Genomic DNA, 22,587 nt, shown 5'->3' with positions numbered 1-22,587 from the left:
AACCATGGGAAACATCACGCTCAAGAACGTCTCCAAGCATTTCGGATCGACGGTCATCATTCCAGGCCTCGACCTCGTCATCGAGAATGGCGAGTTCGTCGTCTTCGTCGGGCCGTCGGGTTGCGGCAAGTCCACGTTGCTGCGCCTCATCGCCGGGCTCGAGGACACCAGCGGGGGCACCATCAACATCGATGGCCGTGACGTCACCGGCGAGGCGCCGGCCAAGCGCAAGCTGGCCATGGTATTCCAGTCCTATGCGCTCTATCCGCATATGACGGTGGCCAAGAACATCGGCTTCCCGCTGAAGATGGCGGGCGAGGATGTGGCGACGATCGACAAGAAGGTGAAGGACGCGGCCCGGGTCCTCAACCTCACCAACTATCTCGAACGCCGGCCGGGCCAGCTCTCCGGCGGCCAGCGGCAACGCGTCGCCATCGGCCGCGCCATCGTGCGCCAGCCCTCGGCCTTCCTGTTCGACGAGCCGCTGTCCAACCTCGATGCCGCACTGCGCGGCACCATGCGGCTCGAAATCAGCGAGCTGCACCACCAGCTCAAGACGACGATGGTCTACGTCACCCACGACCAGATCGAGGCCATGACCATGGCCGACAAGATCGTCGTGCTCAACGCCGGCAACATCGAACAGGTCGGCTCGCCGATGGAACTCTACAAGTCGCCGAAGAACCTGTTCGTGGCGGGCTTCATCGGTTCGCCGAAAATGAACCTGATCGAAGGTGCGCCGGCGGCCAAATACAACGCCAAGACCATCGGCATCCGTCCCGAGCATATGGGGATATCGACCACGGCGGGTGACTGGAAAGCCCTTGTCGGCGTCGCCGAGCATCTGGGCTCCGACACCTTCCTGCATGTCCAGGCCGACGGCGTCGGTCCGCTGACGGTACGCGCCGATGGCGAACTGGCCGTACGCCATGGCGACACCATCTATTTGACGCCGGACAAGGTCCGCATGCATCGCTTCGGCCCCGACGGAAAGGCGCTGACGCAGTGAGGCTGAAAGGCAAATCGGCGCTGGTCACCGGATCAGCACGCGGCATCGGCAAGGCCTTCGCCGAAGCTTATGTGCGTGAGGGTGCGACCGTCGCCATTGCCGATATCAATCTGGCGGCTGCCGAAAAGACAGCCTCCGAGATCGGCGCCAACGCCTATCCGGTCAGGCTCGACGTCAGCGACCTCGCTTCGATCCAGGCGGCGGTCAATGCGGTCGAAACAAAGACCGGCGGCCTCGACATACTGATCAACAACGCTGCTTTGTTCGACCTGGCGCCGATCGTCGAGATCACCAGAGCAAGCTACGACAGCCTGTTCTCCGTCAACGTCGCCGGCACCTTGTTCATGCTGCAGGCAGCGGCGCGTTCGATGATCGCAAGGGGCAAGGGCGGCAAGATCATCAACATCGCCAGCCAGGCAGGACGCCGCGGCGAGCCGCTGGTCGCCGTCTATTGCGCCACCAAGGCCGCCGTCATCTCGCTGACCCAGTCCGCCGGGCTCGACCTGATCAAGCACCGCATCAACGTCAATGGCATCGCGCCCGGCGTCGTCGACAGCGATATGTGGGATGAGGTCGATGCGCTGTTCGCCAAATATGAGAACCGGCCGAAGGGCGAGAAGAAGCGGCTGGTCGGCGAGGGCGTGCCCTATGGCCGCATGGGCAAGCCGGAGGACCTGACCGGCATGGCGGTGTTCCTGGCCAGCGACGACGCCGAATACATCGTCGCCCAGACCTACAATGTCGATGGCGGCCAATGGATGAGTTGATGGGCCGGGATCACGCAGGCCGCAGCCCGGCCAAGAGGGTAGAAAAATGACCGTGAAACTCTCCTCCTCGATCCTCTCGGAACTCCCCGCCAAGGTCGCCGGTCCGAAATACGACCGCGCTGCGCTCAAACCCGGTATCGTGCATTTCGGCGTCGGCAATTTCCATCGCTCGCATCAGGCGGTCTATCTCGACGATCTCTTCAATGCAGGCATCGGCCATGACTGGGCGCTGGTCGGCGCCGGGGTCTTCGAGGGCGAAAAAATCGGCCGTTCCAAGCTCCAGGAGCAGGACTGGCTGACCACCGTGGTCGAGCAGGATTCCGACCATATGAGCGCCCGCGTCACCGGCGTCATGATCGACTTCCTGACGCCCGGCGATGCCGATGCCATCATCGACCAGCTCGCCGATCCGGCGATCAAGATCGTCTCGCTGACCATCACGGAAGGCGGTTATTTCATCGATCCGGCCTCCGGCAAGTTCAACCCGACCCACCCCGACATCGTCGCCGACGCACAGGCAGGCACGACGCCGAAGACGGTGTTCGGCCTCATCCTTGCGGGCCTGATGCGCCGCCGGGCCGACGGCATCGTGCCGTTCACCGTCATGTCCTGCGACAACATCCCTCATAATGGCCATGTCACCTCGGATGGCGTCATTGGGCTGGCCCGGCTGATCGACGAGGATCTGGCGAACTGGGTCAGCGACAATGTCGCCTTTCCCAACGGCATGGTCGACCGCATTACGCCCGCCACCTCCGACCGCGAGCGCGGTATTCTCGCCTCGGAGTTCGGCCTCGAGGACAACTGGCCGGTGTTCTGCGAGCCGTTCAAGCAATGGGTGCTGGAAGACCGTTTCACCGACGGCCGCCCGCCGCTGGAAAAGGTCGGTGTGCAATTCGTGAGGGATGTCGCGCCCTATGAATTGATGAAGATCCGCATCCTCAATGGCGGTCATGCCACGATCGCTTATCCCGCAGGGTTGATGGACATCCATTTCGTCCATGAGGCGATGCAGGAGCCGCTGGTGCGCGGCTTCCTCGCCAAGCTCGAGCATGACGAGATCATCCCGACCGTGCCGCCGGTGCCGGACACCGTGCTGGAGGATTATTATCAGCTCATCGAGCACCGCTTTTCCAACCCCAAGATCGGCGACACCATCCGTCGGCTTTGCCTCGACGGTTCCAACCGGCAGCCGAAATTCATCATCCCGACCATTGCCGACCGGCTGAAGGCCGGCAAAGGCGTCGCGGGTCTGGCGCTCGAGTCGGCGCTGTGGTGCCGCTACTGTTTCGGCACCACCGACAGCGGCGCGGTCATCGAGGCCAACGACCCGAGCTGGGGCCGGCTGCAGGCAAGCGCGAAGGCGGCGAAGGACAAGCCCGGTGCCTGGCTTGCGATGGAGGATATCTATGGCGGTGTCGGCCGCTCGGCGCCGTTCGCCGAGGCCTTTGTCCATGCGCTCAACGTCTTGTGGGCGAATGGCACGCGCGCGACGCTGACGCGCTATATCTCCGGCAAGCTCTGACGCCAGCCGCAATGACGCCCGAACTGGTCATCTTCGACTGTGACGGCGTGCTGGTCGACAGCGAGGCGCTGTCGGTTTCGGCTCTGCTCGGCATGATCTCTGCCGCCGGGGGCTCGGTCAGCGAGGATGCCGCCTACGAGCATTTCCTCGGCAAGAGCATGAAGAGCGTGCGCGAGATACTTCTTCGCGATTTCACCATCGACATCACCGACGTGCATCTTACCGACATGCGCGTCGAACTGATGCGCAAATTCCGCGAGGAGCTGAAGCCGATTCCCGGCATCAGCGACATCCTGCCGAGGCTGGGCGTGCCCTGCTGCGTCGCGTCCTCCGGCACGCTCGACCGGATACGCTACGCGCTTGACGTCACCGGTCTGCTCGGCCTGCTCGAGCCGCATCTGTTCAGCGCCGCCATGGTCGCGCGCGGCAAGCCGGCGCCGGATCTTTTTCTCCATGCCGCCGCCGCCATGGGCGCGCATCCCGGTAATTGCATTGTCGTCGAGGACAGCCCGGCCGGCATCGCCGCGGCGCGTGCCGCCGGCATGCGCGTCTTTGCTTTCACCGGCGGTTCGCACGCCGGCAACCCGGCCTTGAAAGCGCGGCTTGCGTCAAGTGAACCGGACTTTATATTCGCGGACATGCTGCAATTGCCCGATCTGATTGCAGGCTAGAGCATGATGCCGAAAAGTGTGAAGCGGTTTTCGGACGACATCATGCTCTACTTCTTTGATTTAGAGACGGATTCAGATTTCAGGTCGAACAGACCTGAAATCATACGGCTCTAGGGAGCGAGAGTAAAAGCATCTTGACGAAAAGCTTCGTTTGCGCGGTCGATGTCGGCACCGGGAGCGCCCGCGCGGGCATTCTCGATACGTCAGGCACCTTGCTCGGCCGCGCCGAGCATCCGATCGTCATGAACCAGCCGAAGGCCGATCACGCCGAGCACAATTCGCAGGATATCTGGTCGGCGGTCTGCATCGCGGTGCGTGCCGCGCGCGAAAAGGCCGGTGTGTCAGCCGACGATATTGTCGGCATGTCGTTCGACGCCACCTGCTCGCTGGTGGTGCTGGACAGGAATGCCGGCCAGCTCAGCGTCTCGGTGACGGGCGAACGGCGCTGGGACACCATCGTCTGGCTCGACCATCGCGCCATCGCCGAGGCAGATGAATGCACCGATAGCGGCCACGCCGTACTTGACTATATCGGCGGCGTCATGTCGCCGGAAATGGCGACGCCGAAGCTGATGTGGCTGAAGCGCAATCTGCCGGGAACATGGCATGAGGCCGGCTACCTATTCGACCTTACGGATTTCCTTACCTGGAAGGCGACCGGTTCGCTGGCGCGCTCGCAATGCACGCTGACCGCCAAATGGACCTATCTGGCGCATGAGGAAACCGGCTGGCGCCGTGACTTCTTCGACAGGGTCGGGCTTGGCGATCTGTTCGAACACGGCAGCCTGCCGGAGAAGGCAAGTGCTGTCGGCGCCGACATCGGCACGCTCACCCCTGAAGCGGCGGCGGAGTTGGGCTTGAGCGAAAACTGTCGGGTCGGCGCCGGCGTCATCGATGCCTATGCCGGCGCGCTTGGCGTGCTCGGCGGCTTTGCTGGCGACGAGCAGAATATCGGCCGCCATCTGGCATTGATCGCCGGCACCTCGTCCTGCGTCATGGCGATGTCGCCCGATCCGCAGCCTTTCGCCGGCGTCTGGGGTCCATACTATGGCGCCGCACTGCCAAAGCTCTGGCTGTCGGAAGGCGGCCAGTCGGCTACCGGGGCTTTGCTCGACCACATCATCCGCTGGCATGGCGCCGGCGGCGAGCCGGATGCGGCCATGCATGCCAAGATCGCCAGGCGCGTCGCTGAACTGCGCAGCACCGAAGGCGACAAGCTGGCGGCGAGGTTGCATGTGCTGCCGGATTTCCACGGCAACCGCTCGCCGCTTGCCGACCCGCATGCCGTCGGCGTGGTCAGCGGGCTGACGCTGGATTCCTCTTTCGACAGTCTGTGCAAGCTGTATTGGCGCACCGCCGTCGGCATCGCACTCGGCGTGCGCCATGTGCTGGAGGCGCTGAACGAGAACGGCTATCTCATCGACACGCTGCATGTCACCGGCGGCCACACCAAGAACCCGTTGCTGATGGAGCTTTATGCCGACGCCACCGGCTGCGCGGTGATCGAGCCGCTGGCCGACGAAGCCGTTCTGCTCGGCACCGGCATGGTCGCCGCCACCGCGGCCGGTCTGTTCCCGGACCTGAATGCCGCTTGCGTCGCCATGCAGCAAGGCGGCAGGGCGCGCACCTCGAACCCGGCCGCGTCAGGCCGCTTCGACCGCGACTACAGGATCTTCCTCGAAATGCACCGCCAGCGGCAGGCGCTCGACGCCATCGGCTAGAGCAATTCCAGGAAAAGTGTGAAACGGTGTTCCGTCCGAAATTGCGTACAGATTTAGGCTTCTCGCCGGCGCAAGGATGCGCCGGTCGCCGCGTCGAACAGATGCACGCTCTCCTCCTCGAACGTATAGCGCACAGACGCGCGCAACGCCGGGCATTCGCGGGCCGATACCAATGCGCCGACCTCCTTGCCGCCGCAGGCGAACGTCACCAGCGCGTCATTGCCATGGAACTCGATGAGGTCGGCGGTGCCTTGCAGAAGATTGATGCTCTGAGCGCCGGCGGTCTTCAGGTCCGGCGGTCGAATTCCAAGCACGGCGCGCTGGACGCCGCGTAGATCGAAGCCCGAGCCTTCTATGGAGAAGCTCGAGCCGCCGCCTGTCAGCGTCCAGCGTTCGTCCTTCCGCCCGACGGCCACGTCGATGAAATTCATGTTCGGCGTCCCGATGAAGCCGGCGACGAACAGATTGCCCGGCTGGCGATAGATCTCCGCAGGCGAGCCGATCTGTTCGATAACGCCATCCCTGAGCAGCACGATCCGGTCGGCCAGCGTCATCGCTTCCAACTGATCGTGGGTGACATAGACGGTGGTGGTCTTCAGCGACTGATGCAGCCGGGCGATCTCGACCCGCATGTGGTTGCGCAGCTTGGCATCGAGATTGGACAGCGGCTCGTCGAACAGGAACACTTTCGGCGTCTTGATCATGGCGCGCGCAATCGCCACGCGCTGCTGCTGGCCGCCGGAAAGTTCGGTCGGCTTGCGGCCGAGGTAAGGTTCGAGGCCGAGCGTCGTTGCCACCGCCTCGACCCGCTTCCGGATCTCGGCCGGGGGAGCTTTCTGTCGCTTGAGCCCAAAGGCGATGTTGTCGAAGATCGTCATATGCGGGTAGAGCGCATAGTTCTGGAAAACCATGGCAATGCCGCGCTCGCCGGGCTCGAGATCGTTGACCACTTTGCCGCCGATCGACACTTCCCCGCCGCTGATATCCTCCAGTCCGGCCAGCATCCTGAGCAAGGTCGACTTGCCGCAGCCGGACGGGCCGAGGAACACGACGAATTCGTGCTCCTCGATCGAGAGATTGAGGTCGCGGATGACGGTGGTGGCGCCGTAAGCCTTGTCGACATGGGAGCAAACGATCGCGGACATGGTCAGCCCTTCTCGCCGGTAAGAAGGATTTGCAGCTTGACGTCTTGCGGCTTGCCTTGCGCCGCCCGCTCGAAGGCCTCGATGCTGTCCGAGAAATCATAAGTGCCGGTGATCAGCGGCTTGAGGTCGACTTTTCCGGAAGCGATCAGCTGCAGCGCGCGGTCGAAGATGTTGGCGTAACGGAACACCGTCTCGATGCGCACTTCCTTGGAGATCGCCGCCGGAACGTTGAGGCTGACCGGTTCGACCGGCAGTCCGACCAGCACCACCGCGCCGCCCGGCCGCACGACATCGAACAGGTCGGCGAATGCCTTCGGGCTGCCGCTCGCCTCGAACACGATATCCGCGCCCCAATTGTCGGTCGCGGCGGAGACTGCGTCGACCAGCGATTGCTCACCTATATTGACCGGCACGATGCCGGGATATTGCGCGGCAATCTTGAGCTTGGGTGCGGAAAAATCGGAGATCAGCACCTTCGAACAGCCGCCGGCCAGCGCCGCCAGCGCGATCATGATGCCGATCGGGCCGCAGCCGACGACGACGGCGACGTCGCCAGGCACGATGCGGGCGCGGCTCGCCGCCTGCATGCCAATGGCAAAGGGTTCGACCATCGCGCCTTCGGCGAAGGTGACATTGTCCGGCAGTCTGTAGGTGAAGGCGGCCGGGTGCACGGCATAGGGCGCCAGCACGCCATGCACAGGCGGCGTCGCCCAGAAGGAGACGTCAGGGTCGACATTGTAGATGCCGAGCCTCGTCGCGCGCGACGACAGGTTCGGCACGCCCGGCTCCATGCAGACGCGGTCGCCGACCTTCAGCGTGCCGACATTGGCGCCGATCTCGACGATCGTTCCCGCGGCTTCGTGGCCGAGCACCATCGGGGCCCGCACGACATAGCTGCCGATGGCGCCATGGGTGTAATAGTGCACGTCGCTGCCGCAGACGCCGACCGTGTGGATGGCGATCTTGACATCGCCCGGTCCGACGTCGAGCGGCAGCGCGATCTCGCGCAGCGACAGTTCGCCTTTTTTCTCAAGCACCAGTGCCCGCATAGGTAAGTCCTCGCATCAAGTCTTTTTTTGCCGGAAAACGGAATTCAGGAAGCCGCTGAGCACGCCGAGGAACAGCAGCGGCGGTAGCGACAACAGCACGACCGAGGCGTTGAGGATTCCCCACGGCACGTTCATGCCTTGCTGTGAAAGTTCGGAAGCGACGATCGGCAATGTCTTGGCGTTGGAACTGGACAGCATCAGCGCGATCAGGAATTCGTTCCACACCAGCACGAAGCTGAAGGCGACGGCGCCGATCAGCGAGCGCGCCGCTACCGGCAGCGCAATGCGCCAGAACACCGAGTAAGCGCCGTAGCCGTCGACGAAAGCGGCTTCCTCGATTTCCTTCGGCACGGCCTGGAAGGCGGGAATGGCGAGCCACATAATCACCGAGATGGTGAGCAGCGAATAGGTGACGATCAGCGCCGGCAAGGTGTCGTAGAGCCCGATCTGCAGCCAGATCACCATCAGCGGAATGGCGACTGCCACCGGGGGCAGGAAGCGCAGCGACAACACGAAGAACTGGATGTCGCCAGCGAAGCGATTGGGATAGCGCGCCACCGCATAGGCTGCCGGAAGGCCGAGCATGACGCCGATCAGCACGGCGACGCCGCAGGAAATGACCGAGTTATAGAGACCGGTCATTACGCTGTCGCGGCCGATGATGTAGCTGATATTGTCGAAGGTCGGGGTAAACACCAGGCGCGGCACGCGGGTGATGATGTCGACATTGTTCTTCAGCGAATTGACCGCCGTCCAGGCGAGCGGAAACACCGCCATGAAGCCGGCGAAGGCCAGGATGATCTTGCCGATGAGGCGGCCCGGTCTCATGCGATACGGCCTCATGCCTGCACCCGCTTCCACAGCATGGTGAAGGTGATGACGGTCGCGATCATCATCAGCACCGCCATGGCCGAGGCATAGGACACCTTGCCGGACTCGATGAAGCCTTGCGAGAAGGCGTACATGTCGAGTGTCTCGGTCGCCACGCCCGGCCCGCCGCGCGTCATCACATAAATCAGGTCGAAGGAGCGCAGCGATTCGATCATCTTGACGAACATCAGGCTGATCAGCGGCGCCTTCAGCATAGGCAAGGTCACATAGGCATGGATCTGCCAGCGTTTGGCGTGGTCGAGCCGCGCCGCTTCGATCGGCTGCGGCGGCAAGGTCTCCAGAAGCTTCAGCACGATGACCGCGAAGAACAGTCCCCACTGCCAGACATCGACCGAGGCGACGGCAAACAGGGCCGTCGACGGCTTCGACAGCGGGTCGAAGATCAGCCCGCCGGTGATCAGCCTGTAGGGATAGGTGGCGATGCCATAGAGCGGATGAGAGGCAAACTTCCACACGAAGGCCGCCGAGACACGCGGCAACAGCACCGGGATGATGAACAGCAGGCAGTAGATGTTGCGCAGCCGCGGCGACGCTACTTCGAACATCAGCACGCCGAGCCCGATCGCCACCATCATCGTCGCCACCACGGTGACGATTTCCCACTTCACCGAAACCCAGACCGCGTTGAGGAAACGCCGGTCGGCGAACAGGTCGATGAAGTTCGACAGCCAGACCCAGGAATAGTCCGACGAGCTCAGCTCGCGGTTCTGCAGCGCAATGACGACGGCGTAGAGCGTCGGCACCATCGACAGCACCAGAAGAATGGCGAGCGTCGGAACCAGAAACGTCACGGGCAGGGAAGAGCGTCGGCGCATTGCCTATCCTCGGGCTGTGCCTTTTTGGAGAGACCCGCGGCGCACAGGTCCCGGCATCCGGTCGAATGCCGTGGACCGCGCGCCGCGGGCGGGAGGATTACTTCTTCTTCACCAGCTCGTTGGCGTAGGCCTCGAGTTCGTCGAGGCCGCCCTTGACGTCGGTGCGCGTGCCGGTGACCAGCTCTTCCAGGATGATGCCCCAGCGGTCGCCGAGATCCGGCCAGCGCGGATCCTGCCAGAAGTTCACCGCCGTCACCTTGCCGGTATCGGCAAGCGCCTGGCCGAGATCGGCGCCGTAAATGTCGGCGAACTCCTTGCTGGACAGCACGCTGGTGCGGTTGAGCTCGCCGAATTGGTGCGCGTCGAGCCGGCGCTTCTCGTTCTCCTTCGACGTCGCCCAGGCGATGAACAGGCCAGCGCATTGCTTCGCGGCGTCATCGGCATTGGCCTTGGCGGCGATGGCGAGGCCGTGGCCGTAGCCGCCGCCGGTCAGTGGCGAGGGCGGCGGCAGGAAGCCGATCTTGCCGACCACTTGCGAGGTCTTCGGGTCGACCGCCATGCCCGACAGCGGCGTCGATTCGACCAAGATGGCAACCTGGCCCGACAGGAAGGCGCCGGTCGATTCATCCCAGCTGCCGGTCTGCGTGCCGGGCGCTGAATCCTTGAACAGTTTAAGATAGGTCTCGGTCGCTTTGACCGCGGCCTCGGAGTTGAAAGCCGGCTTGTCACCGTCGAACCATTTTCCGCCATAGGCCTTGAAGAACGGCATCCAGCGCCAGACATTGGCGCCCGAGCCACGCGCGCCGCGCAGCGCGATGCCGTACATGCCCTTGTCGGGATCGGTCAGCTTCGGCACGTCGGCGATCAACTCGTCCAGCGTCTTCGGCGGCTGGATGCCGGCGGCTTCCAGGATGTCCTTGCGGTAGACCATCAGGTCGCCGCCGCCGGTCAGCGGCGCGAACCACACCTTGCCGTCATAGGTGGCGACCTTCTGCCGGCCCGGGTCGAAATCGGCGTAATCGTAGTCAGTCGGGTAATAGTCGGTGAGCGGCACGATCCATTTCGACGAGGCGAACAGCGCGACATTGGCTTCGTCGACATAGTAGACGTTGTAGTTGCCGACCGTGGACGCATCGGCGCGCGACTTTGCCCGGCGGTCGTTCTCGTTGAGATAGTCGATCTGGAAGCTGGCGCCGGCCAGTTTCTGGAACTCGTCCTTGGACGCTTCCAGCAGCGTCAGCCCGTCGCGCGGTTGCGCCAGCACCTTGACCGGCGCCGAGCAGACCGGCGCCGCCAGCGCCATGGTCGAGAGGGTCGTGGTAAGCATGAAAGCTGCGCTTATGCTCGCAGCGAGCCGAATTGGTTTCATTGATTTACTCCTCCAGGAACAGTCGCAGGAAGCGGAAGTCTTCGGTTGCGCGATCCTCGCCATCGCCCGAGCGACAAGCCACCCATCGCCAAAATGAGGAGTTGCTAAAGGCCGCGCTAGAAGCCCCGTTGCAGCAGACCTGTACTTTTATGCATTGTGCGCTGCAAAATCCGGCCCGCCTGCACGGCCTCTGTCACATGAGTACCGATGGAGTGAGGAAGGCCGGTTTTCAGGCGCGCATCGTCATCCGCTGCTTCGACAGCTTGCGGTAGGATGACGGCGTCATCCGGTGCTTGCGCAGGAAGGCGCGGTTGAAGTTGGAGATGTTCATGTAGCCGACCTGGAAGCAGATGTCGGTGATCGGAATATCGGTGTCCGCCAGCAGCTTGCAGGCTTGCCAGAGCCGGAGCTTGGCGATGTGGTCGCTGAAACTGTTGCCGGTGTTTTTCTGGAAGAAGCGCGAAAACGTGCTTTCGCTCATCCCCGCCAGCTCCGCCGCCTCCGGCAGCTTCAGGTCCTCGGCGAAGTGCTGGAAGAGATAGGTCAGCGTGCGCTGGATGATGTCCAGCGAGGTTGCGTCGAGCGCGGGTGAGAAATCCGGCGAGGACAAAAGCTCGTATTCGTCTGTCCTGGCCAGCAGATCGACCAGTTCGAGGAAGAGGCAAAACCGGGCGAGCCCGTGCACCGTGCCCATCCGTTCCATCAGCGCGGCGCCTTCGAGCGCGGCGCGGCCATGGAAGACCATGCCGCGCAGCGATCGCTCCAGGAACGGTTCCAGTTCGCGCAGCTCCGGCAGGAATCCCGCCGAGCCGCGCAGCCGCTGCGGATCGAATTGCAGCACGATGTCGCGTCCTTCGATCAGCTCGCCGGGTTGCACCGATGTCACCCAGTCATGCGGCAGCCCGCCGCCGACGATGCTCAGGTAGCCCGGCCCGAATTCGCCGATGTGATCGCCGACCAGCGCGACCCCGGAAGACTTCCTCAGGAGATGGATCTCGTATTCCGGATGAAAATTCCAGACATTGCGCTCCCAGGGATAGTCGTCGAGCCGCCACAGGAAACTGTCGCTCGCCTCGGTGACGATGTGCTCGAAAGCCGGCACCGTGCGAGGGATCGCGGCCGTGTTCTTTCTGCGCCTGAATGCCATCGTCTGCTCTCCGGGGCGTATGAGGAAGCGACTGGTTTCGGGTAATCCGTAGCAGTCTGTCGCCCGCAAGTGAACGATGTCTGCCTCAGCGATTTCAACGCCGGCTCTCGATGATCTCGATGAAGCGGGCGAACAGCCCGGCCTGGGATTTGATGCCGAGTTTGCGATGGATGTTGCGGCGATGGACCTTCACCGTTCCCGGCACGATGCGCATGGCTCTTGCGATCGACTCGGTGGAATGCCCCTGCAGCACCAGATCGACGACATGCTTTTCGCGCGGGGTCAGCGACAGGCTTTCCCAAATGTGGGCGCGGTCGAACTCGTTGACGGCGGCGATCGTCTCGCCCTGCTCCGCTTCGTCCTGCTCCTCGGCCGCAAGTGCGGGCCAGCGCAACCGGGCGAAGTTGATGACCGCCGGCGCCATGTCGCGCAGCAGCCTGGCATCGGCGGTGCCGAAGGGACCCGAGGCGTGCAATCGCATCAGCGACAGCACCAGCGCATCCTTGCCGGGCAGCGGCACGAAGAAGCCGACCTCCTCGGCCAGCCTTGTCTGGCTATAGTAGGTGCGAAAATACTCGCTGGCATAGAAGCGGTCGGGCGCCAGTTCGCGCATGCGCCAGAACCCCTCCTTGCGCTCCACCGCCGCGTGATGAAATGGGTCGAGCAGATAAGGTCCTTCCTGATAGAGCGTGACGAAGACATGGCTCTCGGCCGGCGAGAAGGTTTCGAACAGCAGCGGCGGTCGCGAGGCGCCGCGGTAACCGAAGATCACGCAGTGGTCGAAGCCGACATGCTGGCTCAACCAGCCGACCATTGCCTTGCCGAACAGGTCGCCGCTCGTCTCCCGTGTCGCCGCGACAAGGGCTGCGAGCCGGCTGTATTCGTCGCTGCGGGACGCACTCAATCTATACCCCCTTAAACGAGAAAATAGATCAGATATACCACCAGCGAGGTATATACTAGACGCCATTGGCTCTGGTAGCGTCCTGGAATAGCCCTGTTGCTGGAGCCAGCACTTTGACCGCAGTGCCCGACATCGAGTTTCGCGGCGTCACCAAGCGCTATGGCGCTGTGACCGCCGTCAGCGGCATCGATCTGGCTGTGCCGCCCTCCGCCTTTGTCGCCCTTCTCGGACCGTCCGGCTGCGGCAAGACCACATGCCTGCGCATGATCGGCGGCTTCGAGCAGCCGAGCGAAGGCCAGGTGTTCATCCGTGGCCGGGACATGGCCGGAACGCCGCCCTATCGCCGGCCGGTCAACATGGTGTTCCAGCAATACGCGCTGTTTCCGCACCTCGATGTGGAAGCCAATGTGTCCTACGGGCTGCGCCAGGCACGGCCACGCCTGTCGTCGCAGGAAATCGGCCGGCGCGCCGGCGAGGCGCTCGAAATGGTGCGGCTCGCCGGCTATGGCCGCCGCAAGATCCACGAACTCTCCGGCGGCCAGCAGCAGCGCGTCGCGCTGGCGCGCGCACTGGTCAACAAGCCGGCGGTGCTTTTGCTCGACGAGCCGCTGGCGGCGCTCGACAAGAAACTGCGCACCGATATGCAGATCGAGCTGCAGAACCTGCAGCGCGAGATCGGCATCACCTTCGTGCTGGTGACCCACGACCAGGAGGAAGCGCTGTCGATGAGCGACTTCGTCTGCGTCATGAATGGCGGCCGCATCGTACAACTCGGCCAGCCGAGCGAGATCTATGACGAGCCGGCCGACCTGTTCGTCGCCGACTTCGTCGGAAAGACCAATCTGTTGAGCGGCAAGGTTGCCGGGCATACAGGCGATCTTGTCAATGTGGCGCTGGCGGACGGAACCGTCATTGCCGCGCGCAAACGAACCGCCTTGCAGCAGGGCGAGACCGTTTCTGTTAGCCTGCGTCCTGAATCGCTAAGCCTCGGCGCCACGAAAGGCAGCCCTTTCAAGGGCATCGTGCGCAACCGGATCTTCTTGGGCTCGACGGCGGAATACGCCATCGAGGTGCAGGGCATCGGAACGCTGCTGGCCAAGGCCGACCATGTGATCGGCCATGGCAACCTCTTCAAGCCGGGTGAACCCGTCGCCATCGGCTTTGCCTCCGGGACGCCGCTGGCGTTTCCGGAGACCAAGAACAACGGGACCAACCAGAGGGTAGCAAAAAATGTCGAAATCATATCGTGACGGACTGCCGATTAGCCCTGAGAACTTCGTCGACCAGCTGATGCGCCTGAAGCGCGGCTCGATCGGCCGCCGCGACTTCATCGGCCTCACCGGCCTTGGCATCGCAACCGCGGTGATGGCGCGCGAGCTCGGCATCATGCCGACGCCGGCCTTCGCCGCCGAAAACCTCGGCGACCGCATGTCGATCGCCACCTGGCCGAACTATCACGACCCGCAGACCTTCGAGAGTTTCAAGAAGGACACCGGCGTCGCCGTCGAGGTCAACGTGTTCGGCTCCAATGAGGAGATGCTGGCCAAGCTGCAGGCCGGCGCCTCGGGCTGGAGCCTGTTCGTGCCGACCAACTACACGATCTCGACCTACAAGAAGCTCGGCATCATCGATCCGCTCGATATGGCCAAGCTGCCGAATTTCGACGGCTCCCAGGAGGACCCGCGCTTCACCTCGGAAGGCACGATCGACGGCACGACCTACGCGGTGCCGAAGAACTGGGGCACCACGGGCTTTGCCGTCAACACCAAGAAGCTGGCCAAGCCGATGACGAGCTGGAAGGAATTCTGGGACGTCGCCATGGCTGAGGGCGATGGCCGCACCATGGTGCATGACTACCAGCTGACCACCATCGGCAACGCGCTGAAATATTACGGCTATTCCTTCAACTCGCTGAAGCAGGACGAACTCGCCAAGGCCGAGGAACTGCTGCTCAAGGTCAAGCCGCATCTGTTCGCGGTCTCTTCGGACTACCAGCCGGGCATGCGGGCGGGCGACGCCTGGATGACCATGTGCTGGACGAATGATGGCGCACAGCTGCATCGCGATATTCCAGAGATCGCCTATGTCTTGGGCAAGGAGGGCGGCGAAATCTGGACCGATTTCTACGCCATCCCGAAGGACGCGCCGAACAAGCCGGCCGGCTATGCCTTGCTCAATTATCTGATGACCCCGGAGGTTGCTGTGAAGGAGCATCTCGCCAATGGCGCGCCCTCGACCGACGCGCGGGTCAACAAACTGCTGCCCAAGGAAGTGCTCGACAATCCGATCCTTTACCCGGCGGCCGACCTGTTGACACCGCTGGAATTCGGTGCGGCGGCGACGCTGACCGATCCCGGCCGCGCCGAGCTGATGGCGCGCTTCAAGTCGGCCTGATGCCGACCTGACGCAAACGGAAAACCGGCGGGCCTAGGTCCGCCGGCCTCGGGGCGGTTCAATGCACGGCAACAGATTTCGGCACAATTTTCTGACGGCGCTGCTGCTCGCACCGGCCACGGCGTGGCTGGTGGTGTTCCTTGTGCTGCCGTTCATCGCCATTGCCGTGTTCAGCGTCGGCGAGCGGGCGCCGGAGGGCGGCTATCAGACCGCCTTCACGCTGGCGCAGTATGCCAATCTTCCGGCGCGGGCGACTGCTTTCTGGAACACGATGATGCTGGCGCCGGTGGGCGCGCTTGCCTGCCTGCTCGTCGCCTACCCGGTTGCCTACTACCTCGCCCTGAAGGCGCCGCAACGCTGGCGACTGATCCTGCTTGCGCTCGTCGTCATTCCCTTTTGGACCAGCCTTTTGATGCGCACCTATGCCTGGATGTACATTCTGGGCGGACGCGGCATTCCCGCATTGCTGGCCTTTGTCGGCATCGAGGATGTCAGGCTGATCAACACGCCGGGCGCCGTGCTGCTCGGCATCGTCTATGGCTATTTGCCGCTGATGATCCTGCCGATCTATGTCAGTCTCGAGCGGCTCGACCGACGGCTGCTGGAAGCCTCTGCCGATCTCGGCGCGACGCCGCTCTCGACCTTCCTAGGCGTGACGCTGAAGCTGTCGCTGCCGGGCGTCATGACCGGCTTCTCGCTGGTCATGATCCTGCTGCTTGGCGAATACCTGATCCCGACGCTGCTTGGCGGTGGCAAGGTGTTCTTCATCGGCAACGCGCTGGTCGACCTGTTCCTGCAGTCGCGCAACTGGCCGTTCGGATCGGCCATCGCCATCACCTTGGTGGCGGTTTCGGTGGTGGTGCTGATTGCCGCCAACCGCATCTCGACGCGGGTGTCGGGCGCCCGCAGGGTGGATCTGATCTGATGCGCGCCTTCGTCACAGCCGTCTTCGCCTTCCTCTATCTGCCGATTGCGTTGGTCGTGCTGTTTTCCTTCAACGCCGGCCGCCATGCCAGCGAGTTCACCGGCTTTTCGGTGCAGTGGTACGGCACGGCGCTGTCGAACCCGTTCCTGGTCGAGGCATTGAAGAACAGCCTGTTCATCGCCACCACCAGCGCGCTTCTGGCGGCGGTGTGCGGCACGGCAGCCGCACTCGGCCTGGCGCGGGTCGGGCTCAGAACCCGCGCCGTCTTCGACGCGCTGATGGGTGCCGCGATCGTCGTTCCCGGCGTCGTCATCGGCATCTCGACGCTCGTCGCGCTGGTCCAGTTGTTTGGCGTGCTCAACCCGTTCCTCGCCTCGATCTGGCCAAACGACCAGCCGCCGCGCCTGTCGCTCGGCTATGGATCGATCATCGCCGCCCACGGCCTGTTTTCGATGGCGTTGGTGACGATAATCGTCGGCACGCGTCTCGCCAGCCTCGACCGCAACCTGGTCGAGGCCTCGAGCGATCTCTACGCCACGCCGCTGACGACGTTCCGCTCGATCGTGCTGCCGCAGATCATGCCGGCGGTGATCGCCGGCTTCCTGCTCGCCTTCACCTTCTCCTTCGACGATTTCATCGTCGCCTTCTTCGTCGCCGGCGCGCAGACGACGCTGCCGATCTATGTCTTCGCCTCGATCCGGCGCGGCGTGACGCCGGAAATCAACGCCATCGCCACCATCGTGCTCGTCGCCTCGGTTCTTCTGGTGGTGCTTGCCCAATGGCAGCTGCGCCAGCGCCAGCCGTCAAACTGAACAAGCCATCCAGCTGAAAGACAAATTCATGCTCCTCAAAGACCGCATCGCCGTGGTGACGGGCGCCGGTTCCGGCATCGGCCGCGCCGGCGCCATGATCATGGCCAGGGAAGGCGCGCTGGTGGTCATCGCCGACCGGGATAAGACCAGCGGCGAGGCGACAGCGGCGAGTATCCGCGCGGCTGGCGGGCAGGCCGAGGCCATTGTCACCGACGTCTCTGACGACGCGGCGGTAGGGCAGCTCATCACAGGCACTCTCGGCAAGTATGGCCGCATCGACATTCTGCACAATCACGCCGGCATCCAGGTCGGCGGCACGCTGACCGAGGTCGAGGTCGATGGTATGGATGCGTCATGGCGCATCAATGTACGGGCGCAGTTTCTGGCCGCGCGGCTGGTCATGCCGGCAATGGTCGCGCAAGGCGGCGGCGTCATCCTCAACACGGCTTCGAATTCGGGCGTCTTCTACGACCGCGAGATGATCGCCTATGCCACGTCCAAACATGCCGTGGTGGCGATGACCAGGCAGATGTCGCTCGACTATGCCCGGCACAATGTGCGCGTCAACGCGCTCTGCCCCGGCTGGGTCGACACCCCCTTCAACGAGCCGTTCATCGCCCAAATGGGCGGCCGCGAGGCGATCGAGACCTATGTCCGCACCAGGATCCCGATGGGGCGCTGGGCGAGCGCCGAAGAGATCGCCGAAGCGATCCTGTTCCTCGTCTCCGACCGCTCATCCTTCATGACCGGCCAGGCGCTGGTGATCGACGGCGGCGAAAGCATCGGTTGATCCAAGGGCGGTCGGTAGGAATGGTTCCCGCCTCTGGCTCAATCGCCGGCTGCCCGTCGTCCCTTGCCTTCATGTCGCATTTCGTCCAATAGAACGACGCAAACGCCGCGAAACCGAAGGTTTTGCCGTTTGGAAGTGCGGCTTCCGGCCTCGTTGCCGACGCGCCGCAACCGGAAAGAGCAGGACAATGTCTGCGATCGAAGCCGGCGCTCGTGCGCCGGAAAATCTTTGGCGTCAGGAAATCAGGGCGACGCTGGCGCTGGCCTGGCCGATGGTGCTCACCAATCTCGGCCAGACCGCGATGACCGCCACAGACGTCATGATGATGGGTCGTCTGGGCGCCGATACGCTGGCCAGCGGCGCGCTCGGCGCCAACCTCTATTTCATGCCGCTGATCTTCGGCCTCGGCCTGATGCTGGCGACCTCGCCGATGATCGCCACCGAGCTTGGCCGCCGGCGCTATTCGGTGCGCGATTTGCGCCGCACCGTGCGCCAGGGCCTGTGGCTGGCGATCCTGATCTCGATCCCGATCTGGGTCGTGTTGTGGCATGGCGAGGCCATTCTGCTTGCCATGGGCCAGGAGCCGGCATTGGCGCATCAGGCCGGCATCTATCTGCGCTGGTTGGAATGGGCGGTGCTGCCTTTCTACGGCTATATCGTGCTGCGTTCCTTCATCTCGGCGCTGGAGCGGCCGGGCTGGGCGCTGATCATCGTCTTCGTCGCCGTCGCCTGCAACGCCTTCTTCAACTGGGTGTTCATGTTCGGCAATCTCGGCGTCACCTCGATGGGCATTGCCGGTTCGGGGCTGGCGACCACGCTGTCGAGCACGCTGATGTTCTGCGGCCTGGCAGCCGTGGTGATGCTGGAGAAGAAGTTCCGCCGCTACCGCCTGTTCGGCCGCTTTTGGCGCTCCGACTGGCCGCGTTTCAAGGGTCTGCTGCGGCTCGGCATGCCGATCGCCGGCATCCTCGCCTTCGAGGTGACGATCTTCAACGCGGCAGCCCTGCTGATGGGCCTGATCGATGCGGACTCGCTGGCCGCGCACGCCATCGCAATCCAGATCGCCTCGATCTCCTTCATGGTGCCGCTCGGCCTCAACCAGGCCGTCACCGTGCGCGTCGGGCTGGCCCATGGCGCAGGCAATCCGGCAGGCGTTTCGCGCGCCGGCTGGACCGCCTTCGTCATCGGCGTCTCGTCCATGGCGCTGATGGCGCTGGTGATGGTGCTGTGGCCGCATCTGTTGATCAGCGCCTTCATCGACATGACCGATCCGGCCAATGCCAGGGTGATCGCGCTGGCCGTGTCGTTCCTTGCCTTTGCGGCGCTGTTCCAGATCTTCGACGGCGCGCAGGCCGTTGCCGCCGGCATGCTGCGCGGCCTGCACGACACCAAGGTGCCGATGATCTATGCCGCCATCGGCTATTGGGGCATCGGCCTGCCGCTCGGCGTGCTGCTCGCCTTCCATTTCGGCCTGCACGGCGTCGGCATCTGGATCGGCCTGGCGTCAGGTCTGGCCGTGGTGGCGGTGCTGCTCCTCGCGCGCTGGCTGCGGCGCGACCGCATAGCACCGCCGCTTGTCTTTGGGCATTGACGGCGAACCAAGCGGTCCGCCAACTGCCCGAAGCAGTCACTGCAGAGCAGATGTCTGGTATCGCTTTGGGCCGAAAGCTGCCGGTCGGCTTGCGACGCGCAGGTTAAATAGCGGACCATGCGAAAACGCCCCTGGCAGAGTACTTCAACGGCGGAACTCCTGAAATTGCGTCAGTCGCAATCGAGGTCTTCCCATTGTTGGAAATGGAGACCAAGGTGGCCACATGGAGCACTTAAATACGCAAACATTTGTGCTCGTGTCGACATTGATCATGGTCGGCCAAAACCTCGATCACCCGGCATTCGCCGACTCTACCATGGCGGCAGCCTTCAACCATCAGCTCGAGCTCGGCCTGCAAGGCTTTCAGGCTGCGGATACGCTGCGCAACGTCGGCGAGCCGTGCTTGGGCAATGGCGTCAGCAGTTGCACAAGGCTGTAAAGGGTTATCCTGCAAATCAAGTAGAGTGCGGATCGCTTCGATATCGAAGCCCAGTTCGCGGGAATGGCGAATAAACGCTAACCGGCGCAAGTCGCCACCTTCATATTGACGGCGGTTGCCGTCACTTCGCGCTGGCGCGGCAAGCAACCCTATCTGCTCGTAATAGCGAATGGTCGGTACTTTCACGCCGCTTTGGCGGGCGGCTTCGCCAATGGTCACTCCATTCAGCATATTTCGCTTGCTCCTCTAGTCGCTAGAGGATGTAGCGTCGCAGTCAAACGATACAAGAGGAATGTTATGACCGCGCTTCAAGCACAAACCCGTTATCGCGTCGAAGGCATGGATTGTGCCGGTTGCGCCACCAAAATCGATAAGGCGGTACGTCGCATCCCTGGCGTCGAAGATGTCAGCGTGTCCGTCACCGCCGGCACCATGACGGTCAGGCACACGCCCGAGAGTGACCTCGCCGAACTTGAAAAGAAGGTGACTGGCCTCGGCTACACGGTTGCCGAACTCAAGGTAAAGGGAAAGGTCGGGCTGGACGGGGCAGAGCACCATCACAATGACCACGACGATGCGGGCGACTACCATGCGGGCCATGCTCACGCCAGCCACGATCAGGTCAGCGAAAGTCAAGATGACCGCGAGGAGGGAATAGAGGGCCTTCACGGGCACGACCGCGCGCCAACCTCGGGGCCGTGGTGGAAGAGTCCCAAGGGTCGCCTGACGATCGCCAGCGGCGCCGCGCTGGTCCTTGCGTTTGCCATTCACTATGTGTGGCCGGCGTCCGGGGTGTGGGTCTTTATCGCGGCCATGCTGGTTGGCCTGGTGCCTATCGCCAAACGGGCCGTCATGGCCGCCGTCGCAGGCATTCCCTTCACCATCGAAATGCTCATGACCATAGCGGCCGTCGGTGCGGTCATTATCGGCGCCGGCCAGGAAGCTGCCACTGTGGTCTTCCTGTTCCTTGTCGGTGAGCTTCTCGAGGGCGTTGCCGCCGGAAAGGCGCGCTCGAGCATTCAAGCGCTGACCACGCTGGTCCCGAAAACGGCCTTCATTGAAAAGGGCGGCAAGACGCGCGAGGTGCCGGCCGAAAGCCTTGAAGTAGGCGCCATGATCATGGTGCGGCCGGGTGACCGGATTCCCGCCGATGGCGAGATCACCGAGGGTGAGAGCGCGATCGACGAATCCCCGGTGTCAGGCGAGAGCGTGCCGGTGCGCAAATGCGTCGGCGACAAGGTTTTCGCCGGCACCATCAATGGCGACGCTGTTTTGCGCATCAAGGTCACCGCCGTTGCCTCCGATAACACCATCGCGCGCGTCGTCAAGCTGGTCGAGGAAGCCCAGGAGAGCAAGGCGCCAACTGAGCGGTTCGTCGACCGCTTCTCGCGCTGGTACACGCCTGCTGTGGTCGGCGTGGCCGCGATGGTGGCCGTGGTTCCACCTCTCGTTTTCGGCGGCAACTGGAACGAATGGATCTACAAAGGCCTCGCCCTGTTGCTCATCGGCTGCCCCTGTGCCCTGGTCATCTCGGTCCCGGCGGCAATCGCCGCGTCGCTCTCGGCTGGCGCCAAGCGCGGCCTACTGATGAAGGGCGGGGCGGTCCTCGAGGTTCTCGGCAAGGTCACCGCCGTGGCGCTTGACAAGACCGGCACGCTCACGCTCGGCAAGCCCCAGGTCACCGACGTGGTTTCTTTCGGAAAATCGGAGGCCGAAGTGCTGCGTCTTGCTGCCGCCTTGGAGACCGGCTCAAGCCATCCGCTTGCCATCGCCATCCTCGCAAAGGCGTCTGCAGACAAGGTTCAGGCTCCGGCCGTGTCCAAAGCGCAGGCTCTAGGTGGCAAGGGGGTCAAGGCGAACGTGGAAGGCACCGAAGTTTTCCTTGCATCGCCACAGGCGGCCGAGGATACGGCGAAGCTCACTGAGGTTCAAAAGTCTCAAATCGCCGCGCTCAATGACGAAGGCAAAACCGTTTCGGTCGTCCTCGTCGACAACAAGGTGGCGGGCGCCATTGCAATGCGTGATGAACCGCGCCCGGACGCTTTCGCTGGTCTCAAGGCGCTGACGGATTCCGGCATTAAGACCATCATGCTGACGGGCGACAACAAGCGGACAGCTGCCGCGATCGGCAAGCAACTCGGCATCGAGGTCCGCGCCGCGCTACTGCCAGAAGACAAGCAGCGTATTGTCGGAGAGCTGAAGGGAGAGGGCCTCATTGTGGCCAAGGTCGGCGATGGCATTAATGACGCGCCAGCCCTTGCGGCCGCCGATGTTGGTATTGCGATGGGCGGCGGCACTGACGTGGCTCTCGAAACCGCTGATGCAGCGGTGCTGCATGGCCGTGTCGGCGACGTTGCCGCGATGATTGCGCTGTCGAAGGCGACCATGGCCAACATCAAACAGAACATAACCATGGCCCTCGGCCTCAAGGCCGTCTTCCTCGTGACCACGGTCTTGGGAATCACCGGCCTGTGGCCGGCGATCATGGCCGATACCGGCGCGACCGTGCTGGTGACGGCCAATGCCATGCGCCTCCTGCGTTGGAAAGGGGCAGCATGACGGCGGTGCCGCACCATGTGCTAGACTTGCGAAATGGCTGGTGCACACCGGCTTCGCCGCACCA

At 63.4% G+C, this 22,587-nt stretch carries 20 protein-coding genes; 12 read left to right on the top strand and 8 right to left on the bottom strand.

All coding sequences use genetic code 11. The annotated features are described in order from the left end of the window. Positions 1–4: 4 nt before the first annotated feature. From NKI06_RS24985 to NKI06_RS24965, 5 genes are all read left to right on the top strand, one after another. Complete coding sequence (locus NKI06_RS24985; protein ID WP_023689168.1) at positions 5–1,009, top strand: ABC transporter ATP-binding protein; 1,005 nt, start codon at positions 5–7, stop codon at positions 1,007–1,009. Further along, complete coding sequence (locus NKI06_RS24980; RefSeq protein WP_352987512.1) at positions 1,006–1,776, top strand: L-iditol 2-dehydrogenase; 771 nt, start codon at positions 1,006–1,008, stop codon at positions 1,774–1,776. The genes NKI06_RS24985 and NKI06_RS24980 overlap by 4 nt, the downstream gene beginning before the upstream one ends. Positions 1,777–1,822: 46 nt before the next feature. After that, complete coding sequence (locus tag NKI06_RS24975) at positions 1,823–3,301, top strand: mannitol dehydrogenase family protein (RefSeq protein ID WP_352987511.1); 1,479 nt, start codon at positions 1,823–1,825, stop codon at positions 3,299–3,301. Positions 3,302–3,312: 11 nt separating this feature from the next. Then, positions 3,313–3,972 carry an HAD family hydrolase gene (locus tag NKI06_RS24970; RefSeq protein ID WP_352538035.1) on the top strand — a complete coding sequence of 220 codons (660 nt, stop codon included), beginning with the start codon at positions 3,313–3,315 and terminating at the stop codon, positions 3,970–3,972. Between the two features lie 134 nt (positions 3,973–4,106). Further along, positions 4,107–5,693, top strand: a complete 1,587-nt coding sequence (locus tag NKI06_RS24965) for an FGGY-family carbohydrate kinase (RefSeq protein WP_352987510.1) — start codon at positions 4,107–4,109, stop codon at positions 5,691–5,693. A gap of 53 nt (positions 5,694–5,746) precedes the next feature. Here NKI06_RS24965 and NKI06_RS24960 read toward each other — a convergent pair whose 3' ends face one another. The 7 genes from NKI06_RS24960 to NKI06_RS24930 all read right to left on the bottom strand — a co-directional run bounded on the left by NKI06_RS24960 (position 5,747) and on the right by NKI06_RS24930 (position 13,013). After that, entirely contained in the window at positions 5,747–6,838 is a 1,092-nt protein-coding gene (locus NKI06_RS24960) for an ABC transporter ATP-binding protein (RefSeq protein WP_352987509.1), read from the bottom strand. Positions 6,839–6,840: 2 nt separating this feature from the next. After that, entirely contained in the window at positions 6,841–7,887 is a 1,047-nt protein-coding gene (locus NKI06_RS24955) for an NAD(P)-dependent alcohol dehydrogenase (protein WP_023683584.1), read from the bottom strand. A 15-nt stretch (positions 7,888–7,902) separates the two neighbouring features. Continuing rightward, the gene (locus NKI06_RS24950) at positions 7,903–8,715 is read right to left on the bottom strand and encodes a carbohydrate ABC transporter permease (protein ID WP_023671259.1); all 813 of its coding nucleotides are present in this window, start codon (positions 8,713–8,715) and stop codon (positions 7,903–7,905) included. Positions 8,716–8,726: 11 nt separating this feature from the next. Continuing rightward, positions 8,727–9,593 (bottom strand): carbohydrate ABC transporter permease, encoded by an 867-nt coding sequence (locus NKI06_RS24945; RefSeq protein ID WP_352987508.1) that lies wholly within the window; start codon positions 9,591–9,593, stop codon positions 8,727–8,729. Positions 9,594–9,690: 97 nt separating this feature from the next. Continuing rightward, complete coding sequence (locus NKI06_RS24940; RefSeq protein ID WP_352987507.1) at positions 9,691–10,962, bottom strand: ABC transporter substrate-binding protein; 1,272 nt, start codon at positions 10,960–10,962, stop codon at positions 9,691–9,693. 229 nt (positions 10,963–11,191) lie between these two features. Then, positions 11,192–12,109 carry an AraC family transcriptional regulator gene (locus NKI06_RS24935; RefSeq protein WP_352987506.1) on the bottom strand — a complete coding sequence of 306 codons (918 nt, stop codon included), beginning with the start codon at positions 12,107–12,109 and terminating at the stop codon, positions 11,192–11,194. Positions 12,110–12,203: 94 nt separating this feature from the next. After that, positions 12,204–13,013, bottom strand: coding sequence for a helix-turn-helix transcriptional regulator (locus NKI06_RS24930; protein WP_023693096.1), 810 nt, complete (start codon positions 13,011–13,013; stop codon positions 12,204–12,206). Between the two features lie 113 nt (positions 13,014–13,126). Between NKI06_RS24930 and NKI06_RS24925 the strand changes: the two genes are divergently transcribed. From NKI06_RS24925 to NKI06_RS24900, 6 genes are all read left to right on the top strand, one after another. Further along, the gene (locus NKI06_RS24925) at positions 13,127–14,263 is read left to right on the top strand and encodes an ABC transporter ATP-binding protein (RefSeq protein ID WP_023700452.1); all 1,137 of its coding nucleotides are present in this window, start codon (positions 13,127–13,129) and stop codon (positions 14,261–14,263) included. Next, on the top strand, positions 14,244–15,407 hold the full coding sequence (locus tag NKI06_RS24920; RefSeq protein ID WP_352987505.1) for an ABC transporter substrate-binding protein: 1,164 nt from the start codon (positions 14,244–14,246) through the stop codon (positions 15,405–15,407). The genes NKI06_RS24925 and NKI06_RS24920 overlap by 20 nt, the downstream gene beginning before the upstream one ends. A gap of 61 nt (positions 15,408–15,468) precedes the next feature. Further along, positions 15,469–16,332 (top strand): ABC transporter permease, encoded by an 864-nt coding sequence (locus NKI06_RS24915; RefSeq protein WP_352987504.1) that lies wholly within the window; start codon positions 15,469–15,471, stop codon positions 16,330–16,332. Beyond that, the gene (locus tag NKI06_RS24910; RefSeq protein ID WP_023683576.1) at positions 16,332–17,144 is read left to right on the top strand and encodes an ABC transporter permease; all 813 of its coding nucleotides are present in this window, start codon (positions 16,332–16,334) and stop codon (positions 17,142–17,144) included. The genes NKI06_RS24915 and NKI06_RS24910 overlap by 1 nt, the downstream gene beginning before the upstream one ends. A 28-nt stretch (positions 17,145–17,172) precedes the next feature. Further along, a complete protein-coding gene (locus NKI06_RS24905) occupies positions 17,173–17,934 on the top strand; it encodes an SDR family NAD(P)-dependent oxidoreductase (protein WP_023736909.1) in 762 nt (253 codons plus the stop codon). A 187-nt stretch (positions 17,935–18,121) separates the two neighbouring features. Next, complete coding sequence (locus tag NKI06_RS24900) at positions 18,122–19,525, top strand: MATE family efflux transporter (RefSeq protein ID WP_023693102.1); 1,404 nt, start codon at positions 18,122–18,124, stop codon at positions 19,523–19,525. Positions 19,526–19,757: 232 nt separating this feature from the next. On the opposite strand, the gene NKI06_RS24895 is transcribed toward NKI06_RS24900, so the two are convergent. After that, positions 19,758–20,192, bottom strand: coding sequence for a MerR family transcriptional regulator (locus tag NKI06_RS24895; RefSeq protein ID WP_155921645.1), 435 nt, complete (start codon positions 20,190–20,192; stop codon positions 19,758–19,760). A gap of 69 nt (positions 20,193–20,261) precedes the next feature. Between NKI06_RS24895 and NKI06_RS24890 the strand changes: the two genes are divergently transcribed. Continuing rightward, positions 20,262–22,523 carry a heavy metal translocating P-type ATPase gene (locus NKI06_RS24890; protein ID WP_023671271.1) on the top strand — a complete coding sequence of 754 codons (2,262 nt, stop codon included), beginning with the start codon at positions 20,262–20,264 and terminating at the stop codon, positions 22,521–22,523. The last annotated feature ends 64 nt before the right edge of the window (positions 22,524–22,587 follow it).

Source organism: Mesorhizobium sp. M0772 (assembly GCF_040320135.1).
Classification (GTDB): domain Bacteria; phylum Pseudomonadota; class Alphaproteobacteria; order Rhizobiales; family Rhizobiaceae; genus Mesorhizobium.
Note: the sequence above shows the minus strand (reverse complement) of the source record. Positions and strands in the feature narration are given on the sequence as shown.